Source organism: Streptomyces mesophilus (genome assembly GCF_011044995.1).
In the GTDB taxonomy this organism is placed as follows: domain Bacteria; phylum Actinomycetota; class Actinomycetes; order Streptomycetales; family Streptomycetaceae; genus Streptomyces; species Streptomyces mesophilus.
In genome coordinates this window covers 19,959-29,312 of record NZ_JAAKZW010000093.1, presented here as the reverse complement: position 1 = coordinate 29,312, position 9,354 = coordinate 19,959, and the positions used below count along the sequence as shown (strand labels likewise).

Here is a 9,354-nt window from a genome sequence, read left to right as displayed (position 1 = left end):
CCCGCGCCCCACACCACCCCTGACCAGCACAAAGCTATCCGTCCGGACGACCACCCGAAGGTCGGCCGCCCACGAGCGGTGCGGGGCGGTGGCGCATCCCCTACGATGCGCCGAGGTTGCTGGGGAGCAACCGACGGGGGGTGGGAACCATGGGTTTCCTGATCGGTATCTTGATCATCGTCTTGGGCACGCCGCTGGTGCGGCTGATCGCCGGCATCCTGTTCAGCGTGAAGCCGAGTGGCGTCCGCCTACTGCTCCTCTTCGGCGGCCAGTTGGTCACGCTGGGGGCAGGGGCTTGGCTGGTCCTGTCCAACCTCTGACCCGCCTGCGTCGTGCCACGGAAGCGCGAGGCCGTCCCCTTCGGTGCGCGGCACGAGATGCAGGTGCAGGTGGAAGACGGACTGCGTGGCGGCCGCGCCCCGGCTGGTGATCAGGTTGAGGTGGCGCGATGTCCCTCGCATGAGTTCGGCAGCGCGGCGCATCGTCGCGGCGGAGACCTCCGGGTCCGACGCGAAATCCCGCACGTGCGTACGGGGAACGACGAGTGTGTGCTCGCGGGTGACGGCGTTCAGCGGCCGGAAGGCCACGACGTCATCCCACTCGGCGACCATCTGCGCGAACGCACGCCCTGCGACGATCTCGCAGAACGGACAGGGCTCGGACATGGGCCGCTCCTGATGGTCACCACAGATCATCGTCGGGGATGTGCCGCTTGACGCGCTCGTCGTTTGCGATCTCATCCGGGAGGCGCGTATCCGATTGGAGCGTCGCTTCCAGAACTTGATCCACCGTCAGTCCGAGCGCGCTGGACAGATCAGCGCCGTGAAGTTCGGCGCCGGCCAGCGAGGCTCCTTCCAGGTGTGTGCGGCGCAGGCTTGCACCATGCAATGACGCTCCCGCCAGGTCGGCAGACGCCAGATTCGCGCCATCCAAGGTGGCTCCGTGCAGGTGCGCCTCACGTAGCTTGGCTCGCTGCAGCTGAGCGTCCACCAGGTACGCAGAGTGCATGCGTGCACCTTGCAGGTTCGCGCCCTCCATGCGCGCCGCGCTCAGATCCGCGTTCTGCAGCGAGGCGTCCTGCAAGTTGGCGTCCTGCAATCCGGCACCACTGAGGTCCGCGCGATGAAGACTTGCCTGCACGAGGCTGGCCCGCTGGAGTTGAGCGCCACTCAGGTTTGCTCGCTGGAGACTCGCCGCATCCAAGTGCACGCCCCGGAGGGAAGAGATCCTGAGGTTGGTCCTGAACCCCTCAGGCCGTTCGGGCCGCCTGGCGATGACATTGAATGCCGCCTGAACATCCTCGTCGGCGGACACGGCCCGCTGGGCTGTGTCCCCTTCGTCGAGTTCGCGTCCACGACTCTCGGCCGCCACGGTCTGCTGCCGAATGAACGACGTCAGGACCTCGACAACCGTCTGGTGGTCTCGTGCCGAGTCATGCATGATCCGCTCGAACGCATAGATCCCACAGAGGCGTTCGGTCGGGCTGTCGGAAGCAATGAGCTTGCTCGCCTCCACGTATCTGCCGGTGACCTGCCCTTCTCGAGTCAACTCGGCCTGATCGCGGTCCTTCTCCTGGGTCGCCGCGAACTGTTCCTGCGCGTGCTCGAACTGCTGTTGCGCAAGCTTGAACTGCTCCTGCGCCTGCGCGAGTTGTTCGCGGTCGAGCTCATGCTTCTTATGCGTGTACCAGAGGCCGAGTCCCGCGATGGCGCCCGCGAGGAGTGCGATGACCATCGTCCGGAAGCCGGTGATGATCACGCCGGCCGCGGTGGGCAGCTCTTTGTCGAGTCGGTCCTGGTCGAACCACCATGGACCCTCGACGAGGAGCAGACCCAGGGCACCGAGGGCGAGGAGCGCCGCAATCCCCCAAGCGATGCCGCGCTTCGTCAACCACTTCATGCCGCGCACCTCCCCACAATCCCCCGGAGTACCCACAGGAGATCGCCACCACCGCCCCCGACCAGCACAAAGCCGTCCGTCCGGACGATCCCCCGCGTCGCCCGGGCGGACGGCAGCACTGGACCGCCCCAAGAAGGAACAGAGGGGTCCGTTCAGTGCACGCTGAGTATAGTTGGCTGTGAGCCAGTCAACACAGGAGTTTGCGATTGTCCCCGCGCAGCGCATCGGTCAACGAGGAGTTGCGCCGGCGTTCCCGTGAGCGGCTGCTGCAGGCGACGGTGGAGCTCGTGGGCGAGCGCGGATTCGAGGCGACGACGCTCGGGGACATCACCGACCGGGCCGGATGCGCGCGCGGTCTTGTCTCGTACTACTTCCCCGGCAAGCGGCAGTTGCTGCAGTCCGCGGTGCACCGGCTGATGCATCTGACCCTTCAGGCGGCGCTGGAGCGCGAGCCGCGCACGAGCGACGGTGATGAGCTGCTCGCCCGGGCCATCGACGCGATCCTGGGCCTGACGATCGACCGGCCGCTGCTGATGCGGACGCACATGGCCGGGATTCTGCAGGCCGAGGGTTTCGTGCAGTGCCCCGAGCAGCAGCGGCTCGCCGAACTGCTGCGCGACACCTGCGTACGGCATGGATCGCTCGATGTGGACCGTGACTACCCGCTGCTGCGGGCGCAGTTGATGGGTGCGGTGTTCGCGCTGCTCATCCCGGGGGCCCCGATGCCGATCGGGCGACTGCGGGCGGAGCTGTTCCACCGCTACGGTCTCGCGTGGGAGCTCGGCGTTCCGCCGGACGGTCTCCCGTCCGGCGGAACACACGGGATGACTCAGTCGTCCCAGCGGTCGAAGTAGTCGGGCTGCGTCTGGACGTTGAGCTCGTCCAGGCGAATCCGCTTCGCCGGGTCGGTACGACGGTCGTTGATCTTCAGGACGTCGAGGCCCTTGGCGATGTCGTTGGAGTAGACATAGCCGTTGTAGTAGTACGCGGACCACGAACCGGCGGTCTGCAGCGTGGTGGTGCTCAGCGGCCCACGCTCGAAGTAGCCGATCTCCTTGGGCTTGCTCGAGTCCGTGAAGTCCCAGACGGAGAGACCGCCCTGGTACCAGGCCTGGACCATCAGGTCCTTGCCCTTGACCGGAATCAGCGAACCGTTGTGCGCGACGCACACCTCGGTGTCGGCCTGGTGCCGGTCGATCTTGAAGTACGAGCGGAAGACCAGCTTGCGCTTGTCACCCTTGCCGACGATGTCGTAGATGCCGTTCGCGCCGCGGTTCGGGCCGATGGCCTCGTTGCAGGTGGCCGCACCGCCACCGCCGAGCTCGTCGGTGAAGACGATCTTGTTGGCCTTCTGGTTGAACGTCGCCGAGTGCCAGAACGCGAAGTTCACGTTGTCCTGGACCTGGTCGATGACGCGGGGCTTGGCCGGGTCCTCGATGTCGAGCAGGATGCCGTCGCCCATGCAGGCGCCCGCTGCGAGGTCCTTGGAGGGCAGCACGGTGATGTCGTGGCAGCCGGTGGTCTTCGAGACACCCGGGTTGGTGGGACCGCCCGGGTTGCCGCCGCCGTCCGGCCCGTCACCGGGGAACAGCACGGGGAAGTCGATGACCGCGGCCTGCGTCGGGGCCTTGCGCGGGACCTTGATCACCGAGATGCCGTCGTGCGGAGGCTGGCAGTCGGGGAAGGTCGCGTTCGGGAAGTACGAGGAGACGTAGACGTAGACGTTCTTACGCTCCGGCACCAGCGTGTGCGTGTGCGAGCCGCAGGCCGTCTCCACCGAGGCGACATAGTCGGGCTTGGTGATGTCGCTGATGTCGAAGATCTTGATGCCCTCCCACGACGACTTCTCCGTCGCGGGCTGCGAGACGCTGTTGCACGAGTCGTCGCTGCGCGAGGAGTCGGTCGACAGGAAGACCAGATCGCCGGAGACCGAGATGTCGTTCTGGCCACCGGGGCACAGGACCTGCGCGACGGTCTTCGGCGTCTTCGGGTTGCTGATGTCGAAGATGCGGAAGCCGTCGTAGTTGCCGGCGAAGGCGTACTTGCCCTGGAACGCGATGTCGGTGTTGAGACCGGGCAAGGCATCCTTCGGCACGTTCGCGATGTGCTCGATGTTGTCCGAGTGGACGATCTCGTCCTGCCCCGGTATCTCACCGCTCGATATCGCGGCACGGGTGTCCGCGGTATCGCTCTTCGAGACGCTCTCCGGGGCAGCCGGGGTGTCCCCCGGGTCGGGGGTGGCTCCGGCCTGACCTGCCGTCAGGAGTGTGGCGACAAGCCCGAACGCGGCAGCCGCGACGCCGAGACGTCTGCGACGGACGCGAGTTCTGTTCAATTGCTTCACTTCGTCCTCCCAAGTCGCCGTTCACAGTTGAACGGTTCACGGACAACGGCAGTATCGTGCTCGCCATGCACATCTCAACAGATGGCAACGTACTTGTAATCGAAGTTTTTGATCTTTGACGGCAGCCACCGTGCTAGGACAGACCTCGACGAAACAGGTGGCACGAGGAGGCTGACGTGGCGAATCGCCGTAGACGTGGACGGAACTGGACCTTCACCCTGGCGGCCGGAGTGCTCGCCGCCACGCTCACGCTCGGCGGCTGCGATTCGGACGGCGACAGCGACTCCAAGTCCGCCGCACAGGACGGAGCTTCGGTGATCGCGCCGGGCAAGCCCGGCGAGAAGGCCGAGGAGATCTCGCCCGAAGAGGCGAAGAAGCGCGGCGAGGACGACACACCCAACTCAGCCGATTTCGAGTACGCGCAGATGATGATCGAGCATCACCGGCAGGCGATCACGATGAGCGAACTCGCGCCCGACCGCGCGAAGTCCGACAAGGTGAAACGGCTGGCCGAGCGCATCCACGCAGCGCAGGGTCCGGAGATCTCGGCGATGGAGGCCTGGATCGAGCGCAACGGCGGACCGCGCGAGTCCGCGGAACACGACGCCCATCACATGCCCGGCATGGCCACTGAGGCTCAGCTCAAGACTCTGCGCGCATCAAAGGGTCCGGGCTTCGACGAGCTGTTCCTCAAACTGATGATCACGCACCACGGCGGCGCCATCACCATGGCCCAGGACGTGCTCTCGGGCGGGAACAACGTGCAGATCGAGGAGATGGCCAACGACGTGGGGGCTCAGCAGACCAGCGAGATCGAGCGGATGCGCGAACTGCTGTGAACGGTCCGGCCACGACCAACGGTCCGGGCACGGCGCAGGTCCGCCCCGATGCCCGTCACCTCCGGTTGTGGCGCGGGGGCAGGTAACCGGCGTCCCGGGCACCGGCGATCAGGCGCAGGGACTTGCGGCGGCTGCGGCCGGTCGCGTGCATCACGGCGAGCACCGGATCGTGGCCCGCCGCCTGAGCGGCCCGGTACGCATCGGCGACGAAGCGGATCATGTCGCCACCTCGGAGCGGGGGCCGCTGGGCCCTGCGGTGCGGCTGCGGCGACGCGGGCGGGGCGGACGGTTCCGGGGCGGGTGGTTCCGGGGCGGGCGCCGCCGCGCCGTGCCGTTCGGCTACGGCGTTACGGGCAGCGCCGAGCGGGCCTTCCAGCCACTGCGTCAGCGTCGCGAACCCCGCCAGCGGCAGCGGCGGTTGGGCCCTCATGTCCTCGATGGCGATGCCCGATTCCCCGGCCACCGCCATCAGTTCGATATGCGAACCGTCGCCGAAGGTCACCCGGACGTTGAACCAGGGCGGCAGCGAGCCGCCCACACCCTGGCCCTCCCACTCGCCTCCCGCCTCGTACGACGCGAGCTGCCGCCCCGTGGACGCACTGCCGTGCCCTTGGAGTTCCCACACCGGCCAGAGCGGTTCGCCGCTTTCCCCTCCGCCGCCCGCCGGGTCGTCGATCCCCGCGTCGCCGCCCTGCGGTCCAGCGCTCCCCCACTGATCGCCATTCGGTCGATTCTGCTCAAATTCTGCATCAAATGATCCATAGAGCACATCAACACCGTAACCGCATAATCACTCATGGTCATCGACGGCACGCGAGCGTTCGCCCCGACGCACTCCCCGCACGCGCGCATCTCCCCTTCAGCCGTACGGGAGTGCGATGCTGAAGGCACCCCGCGGGAGGAGCCTCATCGTGCTTCATGTCGCTGTCGTCGGATCGGGACCGAGCGGGGTCTACTGCGCCCAGTCGCTCATCCAGCAGGACCGGGTGCCGGTGCGGGTCGATGTGCTCGACCGGCTGCCGTGCCCGTACGGTCTGGTCCGCTACGGCGTCGCCCCCGACCACGAGAAGATCAAGTCGCTGCAGAACAATCTGCGGGTGGTGCTTCAGGACGAACGGGTCCGCTTCCTCGGCGCCGTCGAGGTGGGGCCGGGCGGTATCGCACCGCAGGAGCTGCTGCGGCTTTACGACGCGGTCGTGTACTGCGTGGGTGCGGCGACCGACCGTCAGCTGGGTGTCCCGGGTGAGGATCTGCGGGGCAGCTGGTCGGCCACCGAGTTCGTATCCTGGTACAGCGCCCATCCCGACGCGTACTGGAACGGCGCGCTGAGCGCGGCCCGTTCGGCCGTGGTGATCGGCGTGGGCAATGTCGCCGTCGACGTCACCCGGATCCTCGCCCGCGGCGCCGACGAGCTGACGGGGACCGATATGCCGGGCGCCGCGCTCGCCTCGCTGGCGGACAGCCAGGTGCGCGATGTGCACATGGTGGGCCGGCGCGGCCCCTCGCAGGCGAAGTTCACCACCAAGGAACTGCGGGAGCTCGGCTCGCTTGCGGATGCCGAAGTGGTCGTGGATCCGGCCGAGTTGGCACTTGACCCGCACTACGCCGACCCGTCGGGGCTGCCCGGGGTGAACCGGCGCAACGTCGAGGCACTGCGCGCCTTCGCCGAACGGCCGACGCAGGGCCGCGGACGGCGAATGCATCTGCGGTTCTTCCTACGGCCTGTGGAACTGCTCGCCGAAGACGGCACGGTGCGCGCGGTGCGTTTCGAGCGGACGCTGCCGGACGGGCAGCGCGGGGTCACGGGTTCGGGGTCGTACGAGGAGATCGAGGCGCAATTGGTGCTGCGGTCCGTCGGCTATCGCGGAGTGCCGCTCGACGGGCTGCCGTTCGACGAGCGCACCAGCACGGTGCCGCATGCGGCGGGTCGGGTGCTGCGGGCCGGCGAGCGGTCTGCGGGTGAGTACGTCGCCGGATGGATCAAGCGGGGGCCCACCGGAGTGATCGGCACCAACCGGCCCTGCGCCAAGGAGACGGTGACCTCGCTCCTCGAGGACGCCCCCGGTCTCGTACGCGCGAGGGGCGCGGACGACTCCGTACAACTGCCGGAGCGCCGCGACCCGTTGGAGGGACTGCGGTCGGCCGGGCTGCGGCCCGTGGAGTGGTCCGGATGGCAGGCGATCGAGCAGGCCGAGGCGGCGCTCGGGGCCTCGCTCGGGCGGGGTCCTGTGAAGATCGGCGAGTGGGATGCGCTGCTTGCGGCGGCCCGGGCGGAACGCGCCCTGGGAAACGCGCAGGCCACTTCCTGAACTCGCGTCCCGGGTCTGGCGATCGCCGACACAGCGCGGCAACATCCGCGTAATCAACAAACTGTTCAGGCCGCTTACGGTCTCGTGCATCCCCCACTGCGCCCGGACCGCGCTTGAACAGTCATGTCCCCTCTCCCAGTACAGGAGTGCCCGATGGCCTCTGCTCCCCCTGCCGGCTCCCCCGCTCCGGCGACCGAGAAGCATCCCGTCGACCAGGTGCCGCCCACCGGCAAGCTGATCGCGTTCGGTCTGCAGCATGTGCTCGCGATGTACGCGGGCGCGGTGGCGGTGCCGCTGATCGTCGGCGGTGCGATGAAGCTGCCGCCCGCCGACCTCGCGTATCTGATCACCGCGGACTTGTTGGTGTGCGGGATCGCGACGCTGCTGCAGTGTGTGGGTGTCTGGCGGTTCGGCGTGCGGCTGCCGATCATGCAGGGCTGTACGTTCGCCGCCGTGTCGCCGATGGTGCTGATCGGCACGCAGGGCGGCGGGCTGCCCGCCATCTACGGGGCCGTGATCATTTCCGGTCTAGCGATGGTGCTGCTCGCACCGGTCTTCGGGCGCCTGCTCAGGTTCTTCCCGCCCCTGGTCACCGGCACGGTCATCCTGATCATCGGCGTGACGCTGCTGCCGGTGGCCGGCCGCTGGGTCGCCGGGGGCGCGGGTTCACCGGAGTACGGGGCGCCGAAGAACATCGGGCTCGCGGCCTTCGTACTCGTGGTCGTCGTGGCGGTGCAGCGCTTCGGGCCCGCCTTCCTCAGCCGGATCGCGGTGCTCGTCGGCATCCTGGCCGGCACGCTCGTGGCGATACCCCTCGACTTCACGGACTTCGACGGGGTGGACAAGGCCGACTGGCTCGGCATCAGCACACCGTTCCACTTCGGGGCGCCGACCTTCGAGGCCGCGGCCGTGGTGTCGATGCTGGTGGTCGCGCTGGTCATCATGACGGAGACGACCGGCGACATGATCGCCGTGGGTGAGATGACCGGCCGCAAGGTCGGTCCGCGCAACCTCGCGGACGGCCTGCGCGCCGACGGTCTGTCCACGGTGCTCGGCGGTGTCTTCAACACGTTCCCGTACACCGCGTTCGCGCAGAACGTGGGCCTCGTCGGAATGACCCGGGTGCGCAGCCGCTGGGTCGTCGCCTGCTCGGGCGTGATCCTCGTCCTGCTCGGCCTGCTGCCGAAGCTGGGAGCGATCGTCGCCGCGATCCCGGCGCCCGTCCTCGGCGGTGCGGGTCTGGTGATGTTCGGAACGGTGGCCGCGACCGGTCTGCGCACGCTCGCGACCGTGGACTTCCGCGGCAACCACAACCTGACGATCGTCGCGGTGTCGGTGGCCGTGGGCATGCTGCCGGTCGGAGTGCCGGAGATCTACGAGGAGTTCCCCGACTGGTTCCAGACGGTCATGCACAGCGGGATCAGCGCCGGCTGCCTCACCGCCATCGCCCTGAACCTGCTGTTCAACCATCTGCCGGGCCGCAAGGACGCCCCGGCCGAGGGTGCCGCCGGAGCGTCGGACGCGGGCTCAGCCGTCGGCGAGCCGCCGCTCCTCCCGGGCAGCCGCGTCGAGAACGCTGTCGAGAAGGCCGGGGAAGAGCGCGGCTAGATCGTCACGCCGCAGCCCGTTCATCTTCGCGGTGCCGCGGTAGACCTGCTGGAGCACTCCACTCTCGCGCAGCACCCGGAAGTGGTGGGTGGTCGTGGACTTGGTGACCGGCAGGTCGAAGTACGAGCACGACAACTCGCCCTCCGCCTGGGCCAGTTCCCGTACGACCTGCATGCGCATCGGATCGGACAGGGCATGCAGCACGGACTCCAGACGGATCTCCTCGCGCGCGGGGTGGGCGAGTTCTCGGCTGCTCGTGGCGGTGGTCACGCTGCCTCCTGATCCGGTGCGCCCGGCATGGAGACGGACGCGGTGAAGTTCATTGTACGAGAGGTCTCGTAGTTTGACATCTCTC

At 68.0% G+C, this 9,354-nt stretch carries 9 protein-coding genes; 4 read left to right on the top strand and 5 right to left on the bottom strand.

The features are described 5' to 3' along the window. Positions 1-248 precede the first annotated feature (248 nt). Both G6045_RS21595 and G6045_RS21590 read right to left on the bottom strand, forming a co-directional pair. Positions 249-665 (bottom strand): HIT family protein, encoded by a 417-nt coding sequence (locus tag G6045_RS21595; RefSeq protein WP_165333684.1) that lies wholly within the window; start codon positions 663-665, stop codon positions 249-251. Between the two features lie 16 nt (positions 666-681). Beyond that, positions 682-1,899, bottom strand: coding sequence for a pentapeptide repeat-containing protein (locus G6045_RS21590; RefSeq protein ID WP_165333683.1), 1,218 nt, complete (start codon positions 1,897-1,899; stop codon positions 682-684). Between the two features lie 206 nt (positions 1,900-2,105). Between G6045_RS21590 and G6045_RS21585 the strand changes: the two genes are divergently transcribed. Further along, the gene (locus G6045_RS21585) at positions 2,106-2,753 is read left to right on the top strand and encodes a TetR/AcrR family transcriptional regulator (protein ID WP_165333682.1); all 648 of its coding nucleotides are present in this window, start codon (positions 2,106-2,108) and stop codon (positions 2,751-2,753) included. On the opposite strand, the gene G6045_RS21580 is transcribed toward G6045_RS21585, so the two are convergent. Then, a complete protein-coding gene (locus G6045_RS21580; protein WP_206344016.1) occupies positions 2,729-4,234 on the bottom strand; it encodes an LVIVD repeat-containing protein in 1,506 nt (501 codons plus the stop codon). The two genes, G6045_RS21585 and G6045_RS21580, sit on opposite strands and share 25 nt — an antisense overlap. 185 nt (positions 4,235-4,419) lie before the next feature. Between G6045_RS21580 and G6045_RS21575 the strand changes: the two genes are divergently transcribed. Beyond that, positions 4,420-5,082 carry a DUF305 domain-containing protein gene (locus tag G6045_RS21575; RefSeq protein WP_165333680.1) on the top strand — a complete coding sequence of 221 codons (663 nt, stop codon included), beginning with the start codon at positions 4,420-4,422 and terminating at the stop codon, positions 5,080-5,082. Between the two features lie 55 nt (positions 5,083-5,137). Here the strand turns inward: G6045_RS21575 and G6045_RS21570 are convergent, their stop codons facing one another. After that, positions 5,138-5,707 carry a DUF6214 family protein gene (locus tag G6045_RS21570; protein ID WP_328707852.1) on the bottom strand — a complete coding sequence of 190 codons (570 nt, stop codon included), beginning with the start codon at positions 5,705-5,707 and terminating at the stop codon, positions 5,138-5,140. Between the two features lie 286 nt (positions 5,708-5,993). On the opposite strand from G6045_RS21570, the gene G6045_RS21565 reads away from it, so the two are divergent. Both G6045_RS21565 and G6045_RS21560 read left to right on the top strand, forming a co-directional pair. Next, a complete protein-coding gene (locus G6045_RS21565) occupies positions 5,994-7,391 on the top strand; it encodes an FAD-dependent oxidoreductase (protein WP_165333679.1) in 1,398 nt (465 codons plus the stop codon). Positions 7,392-7,544: 153 nt separating this feature from the next. Then, the gene (locus G6045_RS21560) at positions 7,545-8,999 is read left to right on the top strand and encodes a nucleobase:cation symporter-2 family protein (RefSeq protein ID WP_165333678.1); all 1,455 of its coding nucleotides are present in this window, start codon (positions 7,545-7,547) and stop codon (positions 8,997-8,999) included. On the opposite strand, the gene G6045_RS21555 is transcribed toward G6045_RS21560, so the two are convergent. Beyond that, entirely contained in the window at positions 8,919-9,269 is a 351-nt protein-coding gene (locus G6045_RS21555; RefSeq protein WP_165333677.1) for an ArsR/SmtB family transcription factor, read from the bottom strand. The genes G6045_RS21560 and G6045_RS21555 overlap by 81 nt on opposite strands. Between the last annotated feature and the right edge of the window lie 85 nt (positions 9,270-9,354).

What these genes read in the sequence shown, in the direction of transcription:
- G6045_RS21595 (WP_165333684.1), bottom strand. Translation starts at nt 665, where the DNA reads ATGTCCGAGCCCTGTCCGTTCTGCGAGATCGTCGCAGGGCGTGCGTTC.
- G6045_RS21590 (WP_165333683.1), bottom strand. Translation starts at nt 1,899, where the DNA reads ATGAAGTGGTTGACGAAGCGCGGCATCGCTTGGGGGATTGCGGCGCTC.
- G6045_RS21560 (WP_165333678.1), top strand. Translation starts at nt 7,545, where the DNA reads ATGGCCTCTGCTCCCCCTGCCGGCTCCCCCGCTCCGGCGACCGAGAAG.